Genomic DNA, 21,341 nt, shown 5'->3' on the forward strand with positions numbered 1-21,341 from the left:
CAGCAAGGTTATGTATGATCAGAAGCAGTAAATCCGGACGTCGGCAACCGGTTACACGAGCCACGGGAAAGGTTTGGGACGTCAGGTATACTGGCGGGATTTTATGCCAATCACATGGGCGTCAGACTCGGGCTAGGTTGCGGGCGTGACAAAGAGGCCTCCTGAACGGTCCATCGGCCAAAGGAATTGTTGATCCATTCGATGAACTCAGCCGTTCAGCAGAAATTCTCGATATGGACCCTGACGGCCATGGTCGTCGGTTCGATGGTCGGCGCGGGCATCTTCTCGTTGCCGCAGGCCTTCGGCCGCGAAACCGGCCCGTTCGGGGCGATGATCGCTTGGGCCATTGCCGGCGTCGGCATGCTGATGCTGGCGTTCGTCTTCCAGACCTTGTCGCTTCGCAAGCCAGATCTCGACGCGGGCGTATACGCCTATGCCAAGGCCGGCTTTGGCAACTATCTCGGCTTCCTCTCGGCCCTCGGCTACTGGTCTGCCGCCGTTCTCGGCAACGTCTCTTATTTCGTGCTGATAAAGTCGACGCTAGGGCTTTTCTTTCCGGTGTTCGGCGACGGCAATACCGTCACGGCGATCGTCATTTCCTCGATGCTCCTGTGGATCGTGCATTCGCTGGTGCTGCGCGGCGTCAAGGAAGCGGCGGCGATCAATACCGTCGTTACCTACGCCAAGATCATTCCGATCTTTCTCTTTATCGTTTTCGTCATCTATGGCTTCAGGGCCGATATCTTCACAGCCAATTTCTGGGGCGGGGAAGAAGTCAGCGTTGGCGCCATCGCGAGCCAGGTTCGCGGGACGATGCTGGTGACCGTATTCGTCTTTGTCGGAATCGAAGGCGCGAGCGTCTATTCGCGTTACGCACGCAACCGCGGGGATGTTGGGGTCGCGACGCTTCTTGGTTTCCTCGGCGTGCTGTGTCTGCTCGTGCTGGTGACTATCCTGTCCTACGGGATCATGCTTCGTCCCGAGCTGACAGCGCTGCGCAATCCATCCATGGCCGGCGTATTGGAGGCGGTGGTCGGACCATGGGGCGCCAAGTTCGTCAGCTTCGGCTTGCTGATCTCCGTTGCCGGCGCCTATCTGTCCTGGGTGCTGCTGGCCGCCGAAATCCTGTTCACCGCATCACATCACCAGACCATGCCGCGTTTTCTTGCACACAAGAACAAGCATGGCGTGCCGTCGAGCGCACTCTGGCTGACCAATACGGTCGTGCAGGTCTTCCTGATCCTCACGCTCTTTGCTCAACAGGCCTTCAGGCTCGCGCTCGAACTGACGAGTTCCATGATCCTCATCCCTTACCTTCTCGTCGCCGCCTACGGGTTCAAGCTCGCATGGAGTGGTGAGAGCTATGAGAACGACCCCGCGGCGCGGCGCGTCGATTTCGCAAGGGCAGCAATAGCATTGGTGTATACCGCCGGTCTCATATACGCCGCCAGCGCCAAGCACCTGCTGCTATCGGCCGCCATCTACGGACCGGGTACGATCCTCTTTATCATGGCTCGCAAGGAACGCGGGCAGAGGATATTCACTCCCGTCGAGATGGGGATGTTCGCCGTCGCCGCGCTTGGCGCGGTCGCGGCAATCTACGGCATCCTTGCCGGCCTCATCGCGGTCTAGGGCGTTTCACCGTTTCACCGAAACGGTAAAACGCTCCATCTCTTTGTTTCAACGCAATTCCCCAGGGAAAGCGCTACGCACTTTTCCCGGGAAAACCGATCACACTTTTGCTGGAATTTCTCTAGGGTCCAAAGCTGTTTCGCAGCAGAAGACCGCTCAACGTGTGTGCCCTGCTCTCGGCATGACCGATGTGCTGCAAGGTCGCGGCCTGAGCACCTCGCCAGCCTTCCGCGCGTGCCTCCTTTGGCGTGATGCCGAATTCCTTCCTGAACATCCGGCTGTATGCCGATGGATCCGTGAAGCCCCATTCCCCGGCAACGGTGGAGATCGGTCGTCCATCCAGGCTGTCAGCAAGTATATCGCGTGTCTTGATGAGACGTTTGTGGCGAATATAATTCGAAACACCTCCAGCGGATTCAAATATCCGGTAGAGGCGAGAGCGGGACACGCCGAGGTCGCGGCAAAGCCTGTCGGGTGTCAAGTTCCGATCGCTCAGGTTTTTTGCAATGATCTTGGCGGCGCGCTCGACGATCACGGCGTCTATCACACGCTGTGCCTCGGTGACGCGCTCATGCGATGGCAACAGGCACGCGGCCAGCAGATTGGTGGTCGCAGTGGCAATGTGCGGTATGTCCACCGCTTTCAGATCGGGAAGCGAGCGGTACAAGAGCAGCACATAGTCCGCCAAGAAGCGTTTCGACTCCTCGCGAATTTCGATCCTGGATGATTGGATGAATGGCAGATCGCGGGGCAAGAAAAGCGCAAGGAGGGCATCATCCTCCATCATGCATTCGTAGGGCTCTGCGAAAGATTGCAGGGTCGTTTTCACGACCTGCCAATTTCCAGGATGCCTGCCCTTGGATAGGGGCAGGCTCAAATACCAATTGTCTACCGAGGGGTTTTTCAAATGCCGCCAGCGCCAGCGACAGCGGTAGGCATTACCGGGCAATTCGAGGAACATGACACCCAACGTTCCCAAATCCCACACTGTTTCATGTGCTGGAAACGAATGGCTCTGGTCTTGCAGAAGTTCAGCGTCGGCAACACCTTGATGCCAGCTTCGAAACAGGTCGAATTGCTCGGCGGGTGGTGCCGAGGAAGTGTCCATGTCGACGACGCATTGCAGGGGCTCGTCATCTGCTTTTCCGGATCGCCCGGCGGCATCATCCTTGGCATCCATGACAACTCTCCGTCTTATTGCTGCAACACGGATCACGTCTTCTTCATGATAGCCTAGCCGCCTCAAGCAGACCAGTTGCCGGGGGCTAATGTAGCGCCTGCCAGTTTCGCAGCATCGAAATCACACTAACCAATCGTTAAGCTGTTATCCGGCCTTTCTGATTGATCTGCTGGCTAATCCGCGGACCGATCCTGATCGCGTGCATCGAAGCCCGAGGCGGTTGTATCGCACCCGGCGCTTTCACATGAGTTTGCGGGGGCTGTCCTTTCAGTATGCAAAGCATCCCAATCATAGACCACCAGTCCATTTTTCTTGTCTGAGGCTGTACTCCCTGAAACGTCCGGTGGACTAATGCCCGAACACCATGCGCTCACGGGGATCGGCAGAGATGATCTGGCCGCCCTTGTAGGCGTCACCGCGAGATCCGCAGCATGATCCTGATCGGCAAGGGACACAGCCATGGCGAATGAACCCAGCGAGGGCCTCGGCCGTCGGGACTTCATGATCGCATCGGTCGCCACGATCGGCGCTGCCGCTGCGCTCATGGCCGGACCGGCGCAGGCACAAACGGGCTCGGCACCTGCAACTGCGTCCCCCGCCAGCACGTCGGGAACCGTCTACACCGGCGATATCATCGACGGAAAGAAGGTCATCAGTTCGCTTGACATCTCTGATCTGGAACCAGGCAAGCACAGCTTTTATTTCCAGGGCGTCCAAATGCCGACGGGCCAGCACTGGTACGTCTCGGTGATGGTCGCCAAGGGGGCCGCGCCGGGCAAACGCCTAGGACTGATGTGCGGCGTGCATGGCGATGAAATGAGCCCTATTCACACCGTGCAATCCGTCATGCGTGAGCTCGATCCGGCCGCGATGTCGGGATCCGTGGTGGCGGCATTCGACATTTCGCGCCCCGCAATGGAGGGCATGGAACGGAGATGGCCGAGTTCGGGGCGCGGGATCGACCTGATCGACATCAACCGGCTGTTCCCTGGCAATGAAGGCGCGCCCGACGCGCCGTCGCGCCACGCCGGCCTCGTATTCAACCGGCTTCTGCGGCCAAACCTCGACTACGGGATCGATTTCCATACAGCAGCCACGGGCATGGACGCGACGGCCTTCCATCTTGCTCGCATGGAATTCCCCGAAGTGCGGGCGATGGCGGAGCTCTATCCGGTCGACCAGATTTTCGACAATTTGGGTGAGCATGGCCTTCTTGCCAATGCCCTCATCGATGCCGGGATTCCGGCCTTCACGCCCGAAATCGGCAAGCCGCGGGTCTTCGATCACGATAAGATCGCCCTGTTCGTCGAAGGGACGATGAACGTCATCAAGCATCACGGAATAATTTCAGGCCCTATCGGCAAAACCAGCAAGGATACGAACGTTTTCGTCGCGGACGGCATGTTTCCCGTGATCGCGACGCATGGCGGTTTCGTCGAATTGTTGGTCGAACTCAATGAAACCGTTCGGCCCGGACAGAAAGTTGCCGTCCAGAGGAACACCTTCGGTGAAATCGTCGCGGAATATTCCGTGTCTCTCGGCGGCGAAGTCGGCGCCAGGCGCACCGATGCAACAGCCGAGCCGGGAAATCCGATCGTGTTCCTCATCTTCGACAGCGCCAATCCTGTCGGCGGAGACGTGCTGGTCGAGTGACGGGATCTGAAACAACAAGAACAGCGACACGAAGCGCCGCCCGGCAGGTGCAAGTGTCGCTCAACCGAAAGCAAAAGACATGCTGCGGCTAGGCTCCAAGTACGGTCACCTCGTTCACAGTTCCGGTTGCGGCTGCTTCAACCCCGACCTTCAAAAGGCTTCCCGTCGCCTGGAAGCCTTTTCGCGGCGCAGTTTTCTTTCCGGTCTTGGGGCCACGACCATTGCCGGCGTGCTGGCCAAGCCTGTGTTCGCGCAGACGGCCGCGCCTCCCTCCAAGATCCTGTTTCGCGAGGTTCGACTTTTCGACGGCAAATCGGGCACGGTGAAGGATGGCGCTCAAATCCTGGTGGAGAACAACAGGATTTCCGGCATCGATATGACGAACGCGCCTGCGCCGAGCGACGCAAGGGTGGTCGGCTGCCGCAATGGCGTGCTTATGCCGGGTCTGATTGATGCCCACTGGCATACGATTTTCGCGGCGGTTCCCCTGAACATTCTGCTGAATGGCGATCCTGGTATCATCTTCGCCGCATCCACGGCCGAGGCGGATCGCACCTTGATGCGCGGGTTCACCACCGTTCGCGATTTGGGAGGCCCGTCCTTCTCGTTCAAGCAGGCCATAGATGCCGGAATGATTCCCGGTCCGCGCATTTTCCCGGCTGGCGCGATGATCACGACTTCCGGAGGGCATGGCGATCTTCGACTGCCAAGCGAGATTCCGCGTGACGGCGGCAAGCTCAGCAAAGGCGAATTGCTGGGCGGATCGGCCATCGTCGACAGTATCGATGACCTGAAGATGCGCATACGCGAACAGCTTCTCCAGGGCGCATCGCAGATCAAGCTGGTGGGCGGTGGCGGCGTGTCGTCGCCGCGCAGTCCTCTGGACATGGTCACCTTCAGTGAAGATGAGCTTCGGGCCGGCGTCGAGGTCGCGCAGGATTGGAATACCTATGTCACCGTACACGCCTATACCCCCCGCGCCGTGCAGCGTGCGCTGGCCGCTGGCGTGACCTGCGTCGAACACGGCCATTTGATGGACGAGGAAACGGCAAGGATGATCGCGGAGAAGGGCGTGTGGCTCAGCATGCAGCCCTTCCTGACGATGGAAGATGCCGCATCGGCAAGCGGACCAGGCGTCGAGCGCGCCAAGCAGCTCTTCGCCGGAACGCCAAGGGTATACGATTTTGTCCGCAAGTACGGCATCAAGACAGGGTGGGGTTCCGACGTGCTGTTCTCGCCCGAACTGGGGCCACGCCAGAATGTCATGCTCACGCATCTGGCCAATTGGTACAAGAATGCCGAGGTCCTGCAGATAGCGACATCGGTCAATGCCGAGTTGCTTGGCCTCTCCAATCTCCGCAATCCATATCCTGGCAAGATCGGTGTCATCGAGGAGGGTGCGTTTGCGGACCTGCTCGTGGTCGATGGCAACCCGGTCGACGACATCAGGCTGCTTGAAGACCCGCAGAAGAACTTCACGGTGATCGTGAAGGACGGTCGACTGCACAAGAATATCCTGTGAGCAGCGGCGGAACCGCATATGCTGCACTCATCGCGCGGCGCCCAGTCAATCCATCCTGACTTCATGGCCTTGACGAACAAGCGATCGCCGAGGGCCTCGTCTTCGGCTGGCCGTGATGTCAGGCATCGGCGCCGCCAATGATGGCCGATCTGATAGCAGCGCATTCGATCATGCTGAAGCTGGCGCTATCGCTGCTGCTTGGACTTATGATCGGCGTGGAGCGCCAATACAAGCAGCGCCATACCGGGCTCGTGACCCATGCCCTGGTTGCGCTGGGCGCCGCGTCTTATGCATCCTTGCCCGGCGCGCTTGGCCTGGAACTGGATCTGCGCATGGGATCTCAGGTGGTGACGGGCATCGGCTTTCTGGGTGCCGGCCTGATCATGAGGGATGGCACCAGCATAAAGGGGCTGAGCACGGCCGCCACCGTCTGGAGCACTGGAGCCGTGGGGGTGTTTGTCGGCTACGGCTTCTTGCTGCTCGCGGCAGAAACAACCTTGTTCGTGATCTTGTCGAATATTTTTCTTCCCCGACTTGCTCTTCACGTGGCCGGATACTCTGCCCTGCCCGCGGATAGCGAGAGAATTTATCTTATAAAGATACAGTGCGATCTGCAAAAATCGGATGTCGTGAAGTCTTCAGTCATTCAGGCGGTAGCAATGAAAAACCTTAGACTTATGTCCATGGACAGCGACGCCAATGAGGACAAAGGTCTTTCGGAAATACACGTCTCCGTTGCTCCTGAAAAAGGAGAAGAAAAATCTATTGACGCCCTGATCGGCTTCTTGGCCATGAAGGAAATTGTTCATTTCGTCGGGCGCGAGACCGATATCTAGAAGGTACTCGGAGCGGGAAGATGACAGGAAATCCAGACCAATCCCCTGCGACGGCATCCGAAAGAGCCGAAACCGAGCAAGGCAAATGGCGCCGGTTTCTGCTGTTTGGATTCCTCTTGCTGGCTGGCGGAGTATTTTCCGTCGCGGTCCCGGCCGTTTCCAATTTCGCGTCCAGTGTCGTGTTCGCCGTCGCTCTGATCGGGGTTGGCGTCACCAAGGTTATACAGTCCCTTTGGATCAAAAGCTGGACCGGCTTCGTATGGCAGGAGCTGACCGGTTTCTTCGAGCTCATTGGCGGCATCATGATTTACTTCAATCCTGTAAAGGCTTCAGCCGCGATATCGCTGTTCATTGCTTTCGTATTATTCGTCCACGGAATCCTTCAAATAATAATAGCAATCGAGGTCAGGAAGGCGAGCCGATGGTATTGGTTCGTCATTTCCGGTGCCGTTGCCGTACTGGCAAGTCTATCCATAATTCTGAAGTGGCCAATGGTCCGAGAGATGCCAACTGGCCTTGTGGCCGGCTTCTCCCTGATGATTGCTGGACTGGCGTATCTCGTCATTGCGCTGAGCGTGCGCAAGACGAAGATTTTGTCTTGAGAACAGGATGCGAGGATCCGCTATGGGAAGCAGTTTCGATTTTCGACCCGCGGTCGCGGCGGCCGCATTCCTGGTCGGAGTGGCAGGCTTCACGGGTACGGCGCATGCACAGACCGTGCAACCGGCGGCGGCAGTGCCGGTGGTGGTGGAAAAAGTTCTGTCCGGCCCGGCAAGCCCGCCGCTGACGTATAATGCGCAGGTCGAGGCAATCGAGGCGGTCGACATACAAGCACGCGTCTCCGGCCTGCTGAAGGCGGTCAAGTTCTCGGAAGGCCAGGGCGTGAAGGAAGGCGACCTGCTTTTCGAAATCGAGCCAGATCAGCTGTCGGCGGCACTGATGTCCGCGCAGGCGCAGGTGGCCAGGACGGAAGCCACGCGCAACGCCGCGCAACAAAGCCTGTCACGCGCCAGGGACCTGTTCAACCGCAGGACCATTCCGCAGGCCACGTTGGATGACGCGCAGGCTGCATTCGACGTCGCCGCAGCGGACGTCCAAAGCGCCAATGCAGCCCTCAACACGGCCGAACTCAATCTTTCCTACGCCCAGATCAAGTCGCCCATTGACGGGACCATCGGCCGCTCCCTGGCGACGCCCGGAAATCTCGTGGGGCCTGGCTCCGGACCGTTGGCGCGCATTGTGCAACTCGACCCCGTCCGCGTCGCATTCTCGATCGCCGACAGCACCTTGGTCGACATCAGGCAGAAACTCGCTGGCGGGCAGAGCATCGATCGGAACCAGTTCCACCTGAGCCTGTCGCTTGCCAACGGCACGCAATACGCTTCGCCGGGGCGGGTGCAGTTCATCGACAACGAGGTCGACCTGCAGACCGGAACCGTGGCCGTCCGCGCGCTGTTTCCCAACCCCGACCACATATTGACGCCTGGCCAGTTCGTCCGGCTCACCGTCGTCGACGAGGCGGCCAAGGATTTGCCGCTGGTGCCGATGGCGTCCGTTCTTCAGGACCGCCAGGGCAAGTTCGTCTTCGTGCTCAACAACAATACCGTGACCAGGCAGGCGATCACGACCGGCGCGCGCATCGACAATCGGTGGGCGGTGACGAGCGGATTGAAGGGCGGCGAAACAATCGTCATCGAAGGGTTGCAACGCATCTCCGATGGTCAGCAGGTCACACCACGCGAAGCGGAGCGCGCGCCATGATCTCCGATCTCTTCATCCACCGCACAAGGCTTGCGATCGTCATCTCGATCCTCATTTCGATCGCTGGTGCGATCGCGGTGTTTTCCCTGCCGATACAGCAATATCCGCAGATTACGCCTCCGACGGTCACCGTATCGGCTTCCTACCCGGGAGCAAGCGCGGAAGTGATCGCCGACGTGGTCGGCGGCCCTCTCGAGACGGCCATCAACGGCGTGGATCACATGATGTACATGTCGTCCACCAGCTCCAACGCCGGCCAGTACACACTGTCGGTGACCTTCGAAGTTGGAACCGATCCAGAGTCGGCGCAGATCAACGTGCAGAACCGCGCCCAGCTGGCGATTTCGCGTCTGCCTGCGGCAGTCGCCCAGCAAGGTGTATCCGTGCGTGCCCGCTCGCCGGATTTCGTTCTGGGCATCGCTTTCTATTCTCCGGACGACAGTCTCGATGCTCTGGCGATCACGAATTTCATCACCACGACGGTCGCTGACGCGATATCGCGCGTGCCGGGCGTGGGCGAAGCTTCCGTTGCCGGCGCCTCGGAATACTCAATGCGGGTGTGGCTCAATCCGCAGCGCATGGACGCGCTCGGGTTGACGCCCGATGACGTTTCCGCCGCCATCCAACGACAGAACATCCAGGCCACGCTCGGACAGGCCGGCGCGCCGCCGCAGGCACAAGGCTCGGAACTGCAATACACGCTGGTCGCGCAGGGGCGGCTGAGGAGTGCCGAGGACTTCGGCGACATCGTCGTGCGCACGGGCCCCTCGGGGGCCAAGGTCTACCTGCGCGACATAGCCCGGCTCGAACTTGGGGCGCTAAGCTACGCTTCGAGTGCCAGCTTCGCCGGACACGCGTCGGCGATGATGCAGGTCAACCAGTCTCCCGGCGCCAACGCTATCCAGACCGCAACGGCGGTCCGCGCCGAACTGGAGCGCCTTTCGTCACGCTTCCCGAAGGGCATGCAATATCACATCGTCTACGATGCGACCCGCTTCGTGAATGCCAGCATCTCGCTGACGACCAGAACCCTGCTTGAAGCATTCCTGATCGTGCTCGCCGTCACCTATGTGTTCCTGCAGGATTGGCGCGCCACATTCATCTCGGCACTTGCCATCCCCGTTTCCATGCTGGGCGCCGTGGCGGTGCTGTTTGCCGCCGGCTATTCGCTGAACATGATTTCCCTTCTGGCACTGGTGCTGGCGATCGGCCTGGTGGTGGACGATGCCATCCTCGTTGTCGAAAACGTCAAGCATGTGCTGGAAGATACGCCTGACATCGGGGTCGCCGACGCCACGCGCAAGGCGATGCATCAGATCACCGGGCCGATCATTTCCACGACCCTGGTGCTGCTTGCCGTGGTGACGCCGACGGCGTTTCTCGGCGGCATAGGCGGCCAGCTCTACCGCCAGTTCGCTGTGACCTTGTCTTCGGCGCTGGTGATCTCCTCTTTCGTCGGCTTGACCTTGAGTCCCGCGCTGGCCGCACTGCTTCTGCGGCGCGATGTGGGCTATTTCAAACGTGGCCCGCTGGCCTGGTTCACGGGATTCATGAACAAGACGCGCGACGGCTATGGACGGCTCGTCGGGTTTCTGGTGGGGCATTGGTATGTACCGCTAGCGGGACTGCTTGCCTGTTTTGTCGCCGCCTATCTGATCTTCATCGCGCTACCGTCGACTTTCCTGCCCGACGAGGACCAGGGGGCCCTGTTCGTCGACATCCAGTTGCCGAACGCCGCTTCGCTCGATCGAACGAAAGCCATCGTGGAGGATGTGCGCAAGATTCTCGCCGACACCGGCGGCGTGCAAGACGTCATAACGGTTGCGGGGTTCAGCATCCTTCAGTCGACGAGTTCGCCGAGCGGCGCAATGGCGGTAGCGGCGCTGAAGCCGTGGGATGAGCGCACGTCCAAGGAGCTGCAGCTTGCCGGCATCCTGCAGGCGCTGCGGATGAAGTTTTCCCAAATCCCGGGCGCGAACGTCGCCGTCTTCGCTCCGCCGGCGATTGCCGGCATCGGCTCGGTCGGTGGCCTGGATTTCCGCCTGCAGGCGCTTGAAGGACAGCCGCCGCAAGAGATCGCCCAGGTCGTCGGCGCCCTGCTCGGCGCCTTCAATCACCTGCCGGAGCTCGGCGGCGCCGCCACCACCTTCAGCGCGAATGTCCCGCAGGTCTATGTCGATGTCGACAGGACGCGCGCCGAGGCGCTTGGGGTAAGCGTGTCGGATGTCTATTCCACCATCGGCGCCGCCTTCGGATCGCGTTATGTAAATGATTTCACGCTCAATGGCCGCGTGTTCCAGGTCAATCTGCAGGCGGACGCAGATTTCCGCGCCCATGCGGAGGACATTTTCAAGCTGCACGTGCGCAGCCGGAACGGCACCATGGTGCCATTGAATAATCTGGCGTCGTTGACGACCATCCTGTCGCCGTTCGCCATTCAGCGTTACAATCTGTCGGTTGCCGCGCCTATAAACGCCATTACGGCGCCTGGAAGCAGCAGCGGCGCCGCCATGGATGCCATGGAGAAGACGACCGCCCAGGTGTTGCCGAACGGCTATGGCTTCGAGTGGTCGGGACTGTCGTTCCAGGAGCGCCGCGGCAGTGGCCAGGAGGGGCTGGTCTTCGCGCTGGCGTTCCTGTTCGCCTATCTCTTCCTTGTCGCTCAGTATGAGAGCTGGTCGCTTCCGTTGGTCGTCATTCTTTCGCTCGGAGCCGCTCTCTTTGGCGCCGTGGCGGCGTTGAGGGCCTTCGGGTTGCAGAACAGCCTCTACGTGCAGATCGCCATTGTGCTGCTGATCGGGCTGGCCGCGAAAAATGCCATCCTGATCGTCGAATTCGCCAAGGAGCGGCGTGCTGAAGGCCTAAGCATAATGCAGGCCGCGCGGACCGGGGCCGAGCAGCGCTTCAGGGCCGTCATGATGACAGCGGTCTCCTTCATTCTCGGAATCATTCCCCTTGTCGTGTCGACAGGCGCCGGCGCAGGTGCGCGGCGGGCTGTTGGCGTTACAATCTTTGGAGGCATGATCGCAGCCACCACGATCGGCTTGTTGATCGTTCCTGGAATCTACTTTCTTGTCCAGACAGCAACCGAACGCCTGTCACTGAGGGCGTCACGAGATCATGCTCAACAAAATTCGATCAATCCACGCCAGTGAATGTGTCGGTAGACGATCTGCTGGAAGGACTGGCGCCAAAGGTTTGACCTGATCTAAAACGGGTTAGGCCGTGGTCGCACAAGCCTGCCTAAATTCGCCACGCGCTAGGCTTCTTCGGTCTCCGCTCCCGGCACAACAGGCGGAGGTCCCCACCAGCAATTCGTAACAGCCCGCCTACCACAGTTTTCCTGGCCGCCAAACATGGACAAATAGTCCAGATCCTTGGCCTGGCGTCCCTAAAGCACCAAGGCACCTTGCCAGCTTGTTGACATCGCAGCGGCCTGTGAACTGATGGTTCTCACAATACTTTCGTGGCGAGAACGAACATGTTCAGAAATTCCCTGGCGGCTCTGGCAGTCGCGATCAGCCTTACGGTGCCGACCGCGGTTCCCTCATTCGCGGAGGTGGCGGCGTTCAACATGCCGGTCGGCTCCAGCCTCAACAACGGCAGAGCGATCACGTGCGGCCAAGGTCAGAGGCTGCTCCAGAATCGTGGCTTCCGAGATGTCCGCCGCGTGAGCTGCCGCGGGCCATTTTTCAAGTATCATACACGCCGTGCCGGCGGCCGATTTGAAGTGACGCTTAATTCCCGAACGGCTCGCGTCGTGGATATACGCCGTGTCCGTTGGTGAGTGGCGTCGCATTCAAGGAAGTCGGGAAGCCATAGACAATGACGAACCCGTCGACCGCTGAACAGCCGGCGCGATCCGCTTCCGCCAATTCGGCCATAGGAGTGGTGTTTATCCTTGCGGGTTTCTTCGTCCTGGCCGACGTGACCCTTGCCACCACCATAAGTACCCTTCTTCTTGGCGTCATCGTCATATGCGCGGGGTTTGTTGAGATCGCCATGGCGGTATGGGCCGGAGGATGGCGTGGCTTTCTGTGGCAGACGTTTCTCGGCATCCTGTACGTCATTTTCGGTTGTGTGCTGATCGGCATACCCGCTCTTGGATCCGCGATCCTCACCTGGATTTTGGGGTTCGCGCTTTTGATTTCAGGGATTGGAAGAATATTGTTGGGAAACCGCTACTTGCGTAGCGGCAGGCGGCTGATGTTTGTTTCCGGCTTGTTCGGCCTGGCCGCGGGCTTCCTGATACTGCTTGGATGGCCCTCAACCGGAATTTGGGTGATAGGGGCACTTTTGGGTATTGACCTCGTAGCCCACGGACTCGGGTGGCTGGCGGCTGGGGGCCGACCGGCGGTCTCGGCATAAGCGCGGTTGATTTGGCACTGTCGCAGCCAAGCGATGCATGGGCGCCACGGCACGGCTGCTTGCACGGTCTCTCCTGACGCGATAATGGGGCGTTGACTGTGAATTGATTTCGACGTTCCGAACTGTATCTTGAGATACTCGAGTGTTCTCCGCCGAACACCTCCTCTATTCGACAAAGTAAAACTGGCAACACAGGCATGGTAGCATTCGTTACAACGCGGCTATCTGCCGACCTCCTGGTGAGGTTCTTGCGCTCGCTTTCCGCCGGAGGCGTTGTCCTAGGCACCTTGTTCTTCGTGGCCTCGCTAACCCCTACGCTCGTTCCCCGAACTTATGTGACACAAGGTATTCTCTCCGGCGCCTGTTTTGCAGCCGGATATGGGATTGGGGTCGCCTGGCGGTGGCTCTGGCAATACATGCAACTGCCGGAACCCAATGGCCGCGTCCAGAGATGGCTCAAGATCGCCTCGGCGCTGGTGTGCACCGTCATCGCCTTGTCATTCCTATGGCGAACGACCGAGTGGCAGAACTCGATCCGCGGGCTGATGGGGCTCGAACCCGTGACCAGCGCCCACCCGTTCGAAGTCTGCGTGATCGCGGTCATCACCTTTGTGGCACTCATTGTGCTGGCCCGCCTCTTCAAGGCTGTCTTGCGCATCACGTCGAACGCCGTCGGCCGCTTTGTGCCGCCGCGGATTTCGCAGGTGATCGGCTTCACCGTGAGTGCCCTATTGTTCTGGACGATCGCGAACGGCCTTCTCATCCGCACGGCGCTGCATCTTCTCGACTCGTCCTTTGCGGCGTTCGACGCGCTCATCGAACCCGACCGGGTGCGCCCAACCTCCCCGCTCAAGACAGGCAGCGCGGCCTCATTGGTCGCTTGGGAGAAACTTGGACGAGCGGGCCGCGAATTCGTCGCGACCGGCCCCAGCGCGGCAGAAATCCAGGCCTTTACCCAGGGGCCTGCGCTCGAGCCGATCAGGGTCTATGTCGGGCTTGGGGCAAGCGATACTGTCGAACAGCGCGCGAAGCTGGCCCTCGACGAGCTGATACGCGTTGGCGGTTTTGACCGCTCGGTGCTGATTGTCATCACGCCGACGGGGACCGGCTGGGTCGATCCCTCGGCGATGGATGCGGTTGAATACCTGCACAATGGCGACGTGGCGAGCGTCGCCTTGCAATATTCCTATCTATCGAGCCCGCTGTCGCTGCTCGTACAGCCGGGCTATGGCGCGGAGGCGTCGAGGGCGCTGTTCGCCGCCGTCTACGGTTATTGGACGACCCTGCCAAAGGACCACCGGCCGAAACTATACCTGCACGGACTAAGTCTTGGGGCGATGAATTCAGAACGTTCGGCCGAGCTCTTCGAGATACTCGGCGATCCGATCCAAGGTGCCTTGTGGAGCGGGCCGCCTTTCGAAAGCAGGATTTGGCGGCGAGCCACCGATGCGCGAACCCCCGGGTCGCCTGCCTGGCTGCCGCAGTTCGGAGACGGCTCGGTTGTCCGCTTCATGAACCAGCATGGCGGGACGGTCGCGCCAGGTACACGATGGGGGCCCATGCGCATCGTCTACCTGCAGTATGCAAGCGATGCGATCACCTTCTTCGACTATCGGGATCTTTACCGGCGCCCCGACTGGATGAGCGCACCGCGCGGCCCCGATGTGTCACCACAATTGCGGTGGTATCCGGTGGTGACGATGCTGCAACTGGCACTCGATATGGGCATGGCAACCTCGACGCCGATGGGTTACGGGCATGTCTACGCGCCCGAGCACTATGTCGACGCCTGGTTTGCCGTGACTGATCCCAAGGGTTGGACCGCCGACCGGATAGAACAGTTGAAACGACACCTCGCGCAGCGCAGTGGAAGATAGCCGCACCAGTGCGGCAGAGCGCCCCGCAACCTCATCAGACATGCCGTGCGAAAAGCCGCCCATCAGGAAAATCGCCGAGCTCGATGTAAAAATGGGACTGACGGCACAGTGCCTGGATTTACGGCTCAATCCTTCGGCGTCTCGGCTGTGTAAGAAACCTCGACTGCGTAGAGTCTCACCCTAGGGGGTTCATATGTCCGACCTGATTGTCATCGTATATCCGACCGAGACCAAGGCTGAAGAAGTGCGCCAGCTCCTTCTGACATTGCAGAAGGAATACATCATCAAGCTGGGTGACGCGGTTATCGCGACCAAAACCGAAGCAGGCACGATCAAGCTCAACCAGCTGATGAATACGACCGCCACGGGCGCGATCTCCGGCAGCTTCTGGGGAATGCTCGTCGGTCTCCTCTTCCTGAATCCGCTGGTCGGCCTTGCCGTCGGCGCCGCATCCGGGGCCCTTGGCGGCGCCCTGACCGATGTTGGCATCAACGATGCGTTCATGCGCGATCTGTCGACCAGCATCCAGCCCGGCAACGCCGCGCTTTTCGTCCTCGTCCAGGAAATGACGGCAGACAAGGTGCTCAAGGAAATCCAGGGTTTCGGTGGGGTGGTGCTCAAAACATCCCTGGACGAAACCAAGGAGCAAGTCCTGCGCGACGCACTTCAGCGTGCGTCGGCGGCGGCCGGCCAGGAATCCGGCTCAAACACCTGATGGCCCGCTGCGTCGGAATTTTTCCAGGGTGCGGCCTCCGGCTTCCCTGCGTGTCGGGCCGCATTGATTTGACATGTCCGGTCCTGAAATAGCGATCCTGCTTCTATTCGAGGCGGTTTGCGGAGCCGCCGGCGCCATGGCCGTGGCCCGGCTGTGGCGCGGGATCGGTTTTGGGTGGAAATCCATCGCTGCCATCGGCGCGCTTGGGGGCTTGATTCTGACACTTCTTGCCACGCTGTTTCCAGGCCTGGCGCGCTTCGTCGGCTATATGGGAGGTGCTTTTGACGCCCTGTCACGTGGCTCCGGCGGGTTCACACTTGAAATATTGATCGGTGTGGGTGTTGCCGGACTTCTGGGCGGCATCATTGCAATCTGCATTGCCCGGCTTGCCAGGGGCACGAATAGTTCTCCTCGATAGAGCCGCGATACAGAAGCTCGACGCGTATCGACGGCATTGGCCTCGCCGTATCGGCCCAACGGCATCGTCGGGCAATGGCCGAACCAGCCTGCGATTGCCAAATGGGGACGCTTCTCCAACTGGCCGCGTGCCGAGTTGAGGTACGATCGCTCCGGAGCGGTCCAGCGATTGGCAGGATCGCTGAACCACCCTAACCATCTGTTCTTGGGCAACCCCGAACGAAAATCGCCGCTCAAGGCGTCCCGTTGTTTCGACGGGCGATCTTCAGAATCAAGAGAATGACGCCGATAATCAGAATAAGGCATCCGCCCAACAGGGTTGAGGTCGAGCCATAGCGGTAACCAGATGCAAGAATGAGAAATCCCACAACCAGGAAACCGATAGCGGTCAATTTGTTGACCAGCAGAGACCCTGAATTTACAGCCATAGTCACCTCCATAGAAACAATGAAAGAAATTGGACACTCGTCATCTGCGTTCTTGACCAGATCCTTCGAGCTTATCTCGACACATTGCCACCATCCAAAACCGGCCGAGATTGTCCAGTGCTCAACCCCTCAAGAATTCTGACCGGCAGGTGGATCGCCAGGGCGGCATTTTCGAATACGGCCTGTCCCGCCTCCGCAACCTTGCCGTTGGCAGTTGCGTCTTCGTCGGTCATCAGGCGGCGCAGGAGACGGTCAGAGCCCAGCAGTTTGATAAGCGTGCCCGAACTCGCGAACCCGCTGTGGCCGCCACCATCGACGTCGGAGATGTCGATCACCTGAACATTTTTCTTCTGGAGAAGCGGAATGTTGAAGCCGCTGCCGATCCTGTGGCCGCCGCCAGTCAGGCGCCTTGAAATATTCAATGCCCGGTCGCGACGCGAAACGATGACGGTAAACGGCTGCGGAAGCACGGGGATATCATCGACCTGACTGCTGAAGACATCCGGATCGATGTCTGGGGCGGCCAGCATGACGCCACGTATCCTTGGGAAAATACGGCTCTCGCCTCTCAATGCCAGGGTTCGCAGCGCCTCCATCACGACATATGAGCCCATTGAATGGCCGACGATGACGATCCCGCTCGCATTGGACCGCGCTGCGATTTCGATCGTTTCGGCAAGGCCGTTCCTGGCCAGCAGAGCGCTGTCCCGATCAAAGAGGTAACCGCTGAAGGATGCGGCGGACGCCCACGAAAAATGCAGCGGCACGGAGGAGATATTGTAGTCGTGAACGATCTGGGCGTTGCGAAACAAGCCCTCCGCAAAGTTGTTGTTATAGCCGTGAACAAAGATGAATATTTCCCGCTGTGATGGCGGGCGCTCTGCCAGTCGCGCGTTCAACAGGGACAGGAATGACTTGCTATCGGCAATGGGGGTGAGATTGCGTGCCGAGAAATGGCGCGCCGGATCAGGGATATCAGATGAAGTCTCGACCGAACCGGGTCTATGGGCCGCCGGCACGAGAACGTTCACCTGCGAAAAATTCAACGCCAAGGAGCGATCACGAGAGTAAGGCGGTTCGGGTGTAGCGGACGCTGCACGCGTAGTCGCTACAAGGAAGGGGATCGTCGACAGGTACCGCGCATCGGACTGAGTGGGAGAGGCAAGGCCAGTGACGGCCCTTGGACCGGCGCAACCCTGCAGAAGCGCCGCCAACAAGATGAGCGGAACAAGCCGTATCGCGGTTTTCTTCATGCGGCTGACGGCACCGACCATGTGGCTGTCCCGAGACCCGTTTCAAGTTGCGCGCGCGGCGATGACAGACAAACACATGATAGTCGTGCCACTAGTGAAGGATGGAGCACTGAATTCTTGATGAAGTCGTCATTGCCTATACCTTTTCCTGCGCGACCAGCCCAGGCCAGCATTAGGGCTCTCCGCGCGAAGAGAGTCTATTTCCCCAGGCTTACGAGCGTCTGGCCGTCCTTGCCGAGAAGCCGCAATTGTCCTGTCGATGCGCCCTCGAAGCGACGAACCGCTTCGAGGGCGGTCAGAAGATTGCGCTCCTGGTCCATGAGCGGTTGATCGCACATCATCATGGATGCGCCCGTCTCTGAAATCGTCAAACCTTCCCCATTCAAGGTGAATTTGCCAAGAAATCGGTTGCATGAGCCATTCCCGTGGATGCTTCCGTCCTGATCGAAGGCAAGGGTGGGCTGTGATCCCGCGACAAGGGCCGATCCAGCTATCATTTCGACAGGCCAATCCCCGTGAAGCAGGTCTGCCGGTTCGCCGGCGCATCCTGCCAACTTGCGGTCATCCATCATCACGGTCGCGGTTTTCGGATATGGCATTCCCGTCATCGTGTCGGCGCATACCGCTTCCGCAAGCGTCAGCGTGAAGTGACGGCCATCAACAGTCGCGGTGTATACATAGGTACCGTCCTTTGTTGTGGGCTGCGGCACTGGTTCAATCGTGAAGGTCTCTCCCTCCAGGGCACGAAAGGAAATCGCCTTGTCGGACACCACGACTTGCCAACCGGGTTCGTTGCCGCGCGCTGTCAAGGTGGCAGCCTCGGCACTTCCTGCGGCTGCAAGACAGAAGGCCAAAAATGGAGCGGCGATCCTGAACAGGGAGCACGATTTTCTGGACAGAATTACTACCTCCCATGATCGCCAGCCGACCATATTTCTCTGAATGCGGATCGGCACCAGCCGAATGACGGTCAAATCACCAGATTGTTCAAACCGAATGTCCCATGTCCGATTGAGAGTCCACGCCACCGACCGGAGAACAAAGCCCGGAACAGAAAAAATGGACGGGATGCCTAGAGTTGGGATGGCCAGCGCACTCGCCGAATTTCCAGAGGAGAGCTACCTCCGACGTCTGCTCGCTCCCGGCGTCACCGAAGGCAGAAAACGGCGACTGTCTGTGCGATGGTTTTCCCGGAGCCAACAGTCTCAACAATCCGAGACATGACTTTGCGTCCTCTCTGTGAGCCACGAGAAATCCACATGTTGCTCGATCAGCCTCATTGCGGAGCGCAAGAAATAAACGCCGGATCCACGTTTGGGATTCACAGCATATTCCAAAAAAACGCAGTGCTGGCTTAGAGTTACTTCGATCCGACCTCATCCGCGACGGCAGGTTGACGATCCAATTTATTGTTGGTTTTCCTTTGTGGGAAGTCGGCCTGTCGCGCAATGAACTGCCCAGATCATGGCAGCTCTCATGCGTGACAGGAGTTTGTCATGGACGCAAGAGTAAGCGCAGCCGGCATTCCCAGCGATCCCCACGCTGCCGAACCCTTGAGATGCGCCATCGACCAGAGCACCGCGTCGGTGCCTCCAGCCGAACAGTTCGATTTCTTCCGGACCTGGTACGCCGGGGTTGCCGAGATGCAGCTTCTTCGTGCCGAACAGCCCCTGTTCCCGGCCCATCATCAGGTGTGGCAGTTGGCAGATCTGGGGCTGTCACTTTCTTCCAAGCGATGAGTTGTCTCATGCAGGCACGCACTATCAGCGGAAGCGCCAGGATCGGCACCACGGAGCCTCTGAGGTGCGTCGTCGACATCGACACCTCTTCGGCGCCGCCCGCTGAACAGTTCGACCTCTATCGAAGCTGGCACGCCAACATCGCCGACATCGAATTGCTTCGGGACAAGTTCGGTTCGTTCGCCGCGCGCGAGCGGGTGTGGCAGCTGGGCGGCCTCGTCCTGGCCTGCATCGAATATCCCGGAACCGGCTATCATCGCCGCTGGAGCAGCAAGAAGAATCCGGTCTTCGATCACTGGCTTCTCTGCGTGCCGCAAACAATCCCTTCAGGCGGCGGGCAGCCGCGGAGTGGACCGCTGCGCTGGCAGTGCCTGGCGACACCGCATCAGGGCCAGGGCGAGGATGATGGCGTGATTTGCCTGTTCCTTCCGCGAGACTTCGCGTTCTCGCAGCCCTTCACGCTCGACATCCGCCAGGAGATGGCGGCGTTCGTCGCCGATTACATCCTGCTGCTTTATCATTCCCTTCCAAACCGCACGGAGAACGATGTTCCCTATATCGCGGCGGCGACCACCAGCCTGCTCGCCGCCTGCATCTCCCCGTCCCGGGATCACTTCTTCGAGGCCCAGGAACCGATCGATGCCGTCATCATGGCCCGCGCCAACAAGCTCATTGCCGCCAGGCTTGCCGATCGGGACCTGACGCCGGAAAGGCTCTGCCAGGAGCTCAGCATCTCACGCTCGCGCCTCTATCGGATTTTCGAACCGGCTGGCGGCGTCTCACACTACATCCGGCGCCAGAGGCTGCTGAGGACAAGGGATGTCCTGGGCGACAGCACGGACGGACGGCCGATCTCCAACATCGCGGAGGAATGGGGCTTTGTAGACCCTTCCACGTACAGCCGAACATTCAGGAGAGAGTTTGGAATCTCACCCAAGGAGGCACGCGAGGCTGGCTGGCTGGGCATCAAGCATCCGCCCCTGGCCGAGCGACCCGGCGACGACAGACCTTCCCTAAACAGCCTTCTGGCAAGCAACTATCTGCTTGGCCGCCAACTGTAGAACACGTAGTTAGTGAGTTCGGCTGACGTGACCGGATCGAGGATAGGAGATTCATTTGGCAAATTCTTTAGACAGACGGTCCGTCATTGTTGGAGGCATATCATTTCTGGCGCTGTTGGGTCGCGCGGAGGCCTCCCAGAAGAATTGGTATATCGGGAGAATTCCAGACAAGCCGTTTGACGTGCCTCTCGTCGACAAGGGAAATATTCCCCAGCAGTTCCGTCGGCAAACGGTGCCTTACTTGGGCAAGGAACCTGCCGGAACAATCCTTATCAACAAGCAAGAGCGCTTCCTGTATTATGTCGAAGATGCCGGCAGGGCGATCCGCTTTGGGATTGCGGTCGGTCGCGACGGACAGAGATGGAACGGAGAGGCGATAGTCGGACGAAGAGCCAAATGGCCAACCTGGACTCCCACCGCCAACATGCGACGCCGCAATCCGAGCTTGCCGCAGCGCGTCCCCGGAGGCCCAAACAATCCTCTCGGGGCACGGGCGCTGTATCTGTATCGCAATGGCCAGGACACGCTTTACCGCATCCATGGGACCAATGAGCCGTGGAGTATCGGCAAAGCCGCATCATCCGGTTGCATCCGGATGTTGAACGAGCACATTTTTGAACTCTACGGGACAGTACGCAACGGCGCCCGTGTTATCGTTCTCTAGCAGGCAGTTGAAAGACTGTTTTGCTGACGGAACGTATCAGAACCGGGCCGAGCGCAGATCGGATTCAAACGGGTATCCCCGATCCTTTTCCACGGCCTGTTAGCGCTTATCCGAATGGCGACTTGGAATTCCGAAGACCACGCCCACGTTGCCGCCATGCCTCGGCCGGTGTTCGTGGTTCGATTGCATTTGGCCGCAGCAAAAAAGATCCCTTCGCAAAGCCGGCGATGCGACT

At 59.5% G+C, this 21,341-nt stretch carries 18 protein-coding genes; 14 read left to right on the forward strand and 4 right to left on the reverse strand.

The window, feature by feature from the left end; all coding sequences use genetic code 11:
* Window positions 1-201 precede the first annotated feature (201 nt).
* Complete coding sequence (locus MesoLj_RS30860) at window positions 202-1,632, forward strand: basic amino acid/polyamine antiporter (protein ID WP_140775152.1); 1,431 nt, start codon at window positions 202-204, stop codon at window positions 1,630-1,632.
* Window positions 1,633-1,753: 121 nt separating this feature from the next.
* Here MesoLj_RS30860 and MesoLj_RS30865 read toward each other — a convergent pair whose 3' ends face one another.
* Window positions 1,754-2,812 (reverse strand): helix-turn-helix domain-containing protein, encoded by a 1,059-nt coding sequence (locus MesoLj_RS30865; protein ID WP_202323681.1) that lies wholly within the window; start codon window positions 2,810-2,812, stop codon window positions 1,754-1,756.
* A gap of 459 nt (window positions 2,813-3,271) precedes the next feature.
* Between MesoLj_RS30865 and MesoLj_RS30870 the strand changes: the two genes are divergently transcribed.
* From MesoLj_RS30870 to MesoLj_RS30915, 10 genes are all read left to right on the forward strand, one after another.
* Entirely contained in the window at window positions 3,272-4,465 is a 1,194-nt protein-coding gene (locus tag MesoLj_RS30870; RefSeq protein ID WP_202323682.1) for a M14 family metallopeptidase, read from the forward strand.
* Between the two features lie 79 nt (window positions 4,466-4,544).
* Window positions 4,545-5,987, forward strand: a complete 1,443-nt coding sequence (locus tag MesoLj_RS30875; protein WP_202323683.1) for a metal-dependent hydrolase family protein — start codon at window positions 4,545-4,547, stop codon at window positions 5,985-5,987.
* 137 nt (window positions 5,988-6,124) lie between these two features.
* On the forward strand, window positions 6,125-6,823 hold the full coding sequence (locus tag MesoLj_RS30880) for an MgtC/SapB family protein (protein WP_244735215.1): 699 nt from the start codon (window positions 6,125-6,127) through the stop codon (window positions 6,821-6,823).
* A 20-nt stretch (window positions 6,824-6,843) separates the two neighbouring features.
* The gene (locus MesoLj_RS30885) at window positions 6,844-7,425 is read left to right on the forward strand and encodes an HdeD family acid-resistance protein (RefSeq protein WP_202323684.1); all 582 of its coding nucleotides are present in this window, start codon (window positions 6,844-6,846) and stop codon (window positions 7,423-7,425) included.
* Between the two features lie 22 nt (window positions 7,426-7,447).
* On the forward strand, window positions 7,448-8,584 hold the full coding sequence (locus tag MesoLj_RS30890; RefSeq protein ID WP_202323685.1) for an efflux RND transporter periplasmic adaptor subunit: 1,137 nt from the start codon (window positions 7,448-7,450) through the stop codon (window positions 8,582-8,584).
* Window positions 8,581-11,739: an efflux RND transporter permease subunit gene (locus MesoLj_RS30895; protein ID WP_202323686.1), complete on the forward strand. Its 3,159-nt coding sequence runs from the start codon at window positions 8,581-8,583 to the stop codon at window positions 11,737-11,739. The genes MesoLj_RS30890 and MesoLj_RS30895 overlap by 4 nt, the downstream gene beginning before the upstream one ends.
* A gap of 670 nt (window positions 11,740-12,409) precedes the next feature.
* Window positions 12,410-12,952, forward strand: a complete 543-nt coding sequence (locus tag MesoLj_RS30900; protein ID WP_202323687.1) for an HdeD family acid-resistance protein — start codon at window positions 12,410-12,412, stop codon at window positions 12,950-12,952.
* Window positions 12,953-13,149: 197 nt separating this feature from the next.
* The gene (locus MesoLj_RS30905) at window positions 13,150-14,829 is read left to right on the forward strand and encodes an alpha/beta hydrolase (protein ID WP_202323688.1); all 1,680 of its coding nucleotides are present in this window, start codon (window positions 13,150-13,152) and stop codon (window positions 14,827-14,829) included.
* A gap of 193 nt (window positions 14,830-15,022) precedes the next feature.
* Window positions 15,023-15,544, forward strand: coding sequence for a DUF1269 domain-containing protein (locus MesoLj_RS30910; protein WP_172351771.1), 522 nt, complete (start codon window positions 15,023-15,025; stop codon window positions 15,542-15,544).
* A 73-nt stretch (window positions 15,545-15,617) separates the two neighbouring features.
* On the forward strand, window positions 15,618-15,962 hold the full coding sequence (locus MesoLj_RS30915; RefSeq protein ID WP_202323689.1) for a hypothetical protein: 345 nt from the start codon (window positions 15,618-15,620) through the stop codon (window positions 15,960-15,962).
* 232 nt (window positions 15,963-16,194) lie between these two features.
* Here the strand turns inward: MesoLj_RS30915 and MesoLj_RS30920 are convergent, their stop codons facing one another.
* From MesoLj_RS30920 to MesoLj_RS30930, 3 genes are all read right to left on the reverse strand, one after another.
* Window positions 16,195-16,389 carry a hypothetical protein gene (locus MesoLj_RS30920; RefSeq protein ID WP_140775140.1) on the reverse strand — a complete coding sequence of 65 codons (195 nt, stop codon included), beginning with the start codon at window positions 16,387-16,389 and terminating at the stop codon, window positions 16,195-16,197.
* Between the two features lie 71 nt (window positions 16,390-16,460).
* Complete coding sequence (locus MesoLj_RS30925; RefSeq protein ID WP_244735216.1) at window positions 16,461-17,663, reverse strand: alpha/beta hydrolase; 1,203 nt, start codon at window positions 17,661-17,663, stop codon at window positions 16,461-16,463.
* 176 nt (window positions 17,664-17,839) lie between these two features.
* Window positions 17,840-18,616 carry an META domain-containing protein gene (locus MesoLj_RS30930; RefSeq protein WP_202323690.1) on the reverse strand — a complete coding sequence of 259 codons (777 nt, stop codon included), beginning with the start codon at window positions 18,614-18,616 and terminating at the stop codon, window positions 17,840-17,842.
* Window positions 18,617-19,138: 522 nt separating this feature from the next.
* Here MesoLj_RS30930 and MesoLj_RS30935 point away from each other — a divergent pair.
* From MesoLj_RS30935 to MesoLj_RS30945, 3 genes are read left to right on the forward strand one after another with little or no spacing between them, the layout of a single operon-like run.
* Window positions 19,139-19,381, forward strand: a complete 243-nt coding sequence (locus tag MesoLj_RS30935) for a hypothetical protein (protein ID WP_202323691.1) — start codon at window positions 19,139-19,141, stop codon at window positions 19,379-19,381.
* 8 nt (window positions 19,382-19,389) lie between these two features.
* Window positions 19,390-20,442 (forward strand): helix-turn-helix domain-containing protein, encoded by a 1,053-nt coding sequence (locus tag MesoLj_RS30940; protein ID WP_202323692.1) that lies wholly within the window; start codon window positions 19,390-19,392, stop codon window positions 20,440-20,442.
* Window positions 20,443-20,497: 55 nt separating this feature from the next.
* Window positions 20,498-21,106 carry a L,D-transpeptidase gene (locus MesoLj_RS30945; RefSeq protein WP_202323693.1) on the forward strand — a complete coding sequence of 203 codons (609 nt, stop codon included), beginning with the start codon at window positions 20,498-20,500 and terminating at the stop codon, window positions 21,104-21,106.
* Window positions 21,107-21,341 lie beyond the last annotated feature (235 nt).

Source organism: Mesorhizobium sp. 113-3-9, from assembly GCF_016756515.1.
GTDB lineage: Bacteria > Pseudomonadota > Alphaproteobacteria > Rhizobiales > Rhizobiaceae > Mesorhizobium.

Bases quoted from the DNA above. Each gene is read 5' to 3' on its own strand.
- MesoLj_RS30905 (WP_202323688.1), top strand. From the start codon at position 13,150: ATGGTAGCATTCGTTACAACGCGGCTATCTGCCGACCTCCTGGTGAGG.
- MesoLj_RS30915 (WP_202323689.1), top strand. From the start codon at position 15,618: ATGTCCGGTCCTGAAATAGCGATCCTGCTTCTATTCGAGGCGGTTTGC.
- MesoLj_RS30890 (WP_202323685.1), top strand. From the start codon at position 7,448: ATGGGAAGCAGTTTCGATTTTCGACCCGCGGTCGCGGCGGCCGCATTC.
- MesoLj_RS30880 (WP_244735215.1), top strand. From the start codon at position 6,125: ATGATGGCCGATCTGATAGCAGCGCATTCGATCATGCTGAAGCTGGCG.
- MesoLj_RS30860 (WP_140775152.1), top strand. From the start codon at position 202: ATGAACTCAGCCGTTCAGCAGAAATTCTCGATATGGACCCTGACGGCC.
- MesoLj_RS30885 (WP_202323684.1), top strand. From the start codon at position 6,844: ATGACAGGAAATCCAGACCAATCCCCTGCGACGGCATCCGAAAGAGCC.
- MesoLj_RS30940 (WP_202323692.1), top strand. From the start codon at position 19,390: ATGCAGGCACGCACTATCAGCGGAAGCGCCAGGATCGGCACCACGGAG.
- MesoLj_RS30895 (WP_202323686.1), top strand. From the start codon at position 8,581: ATGATCTCCGATCTCTTCATCCACCGCACAAGGCTTGCGATCGTCATC.
- MesoLj_RS30935 (WP_202323691.1), top strand. From the start codon at position 19,139: ATGGACGCAAGAGTAAGCGCAGCCGGCATTCCCAGCGATCCCCACGCT.
- MesoLj_RS30870 (WP_202323682.1), top strand. From the start codon at position 3,272: ATGGCGAATGAACCCAGCGAGGGCCTCGGCCGTCGGGACTTCATGATC.
- MesoLj_RS30925 (WP_244735216.1), bottom strand. From the start codon at position 17,663: ATGGTCGGTGCCGTCAGCCGCATGAAGAAAACCGCGATACGGCTTGTT.
- MesoLj_RS30900 (WP_202323687.1), top strand. From the start codon at position 12,410: ATGACGAACCCGTCGACCGCTGAACAGCCGGCGCGATCCGCTTCCGCC.
- MesoLj_RS30865 (WP_202323681.1), bottom strand. From the start codon at position 2,812: ATGGATGCCAAGGATGATGCCGCCGGGCGATCCGGAAAAGCAGATGAC.
- MesoLj_RS30920 (WP_140775140.1), bottom strand. From the start codon at position 16,389: ATGGCTGTAAATTCAGGGTCTCTGCTGGTCAACAAATTGACCGCTATC.
- MesoLj_RS30875 (WP_202323683.1), top strand. From the start codon at position 4,545: ATGCTGCGGCTAGGCTCCAAGTACGGTCACCTCGTTCACAGTTCCGGT.
- MesoLj_RS30910 (WP_172351771.1), top strand. From the start codon at position 15,023: ATGTCCGACCTGATTGTCATCGTATATCCGACCGAGACCAAGGCTGAA.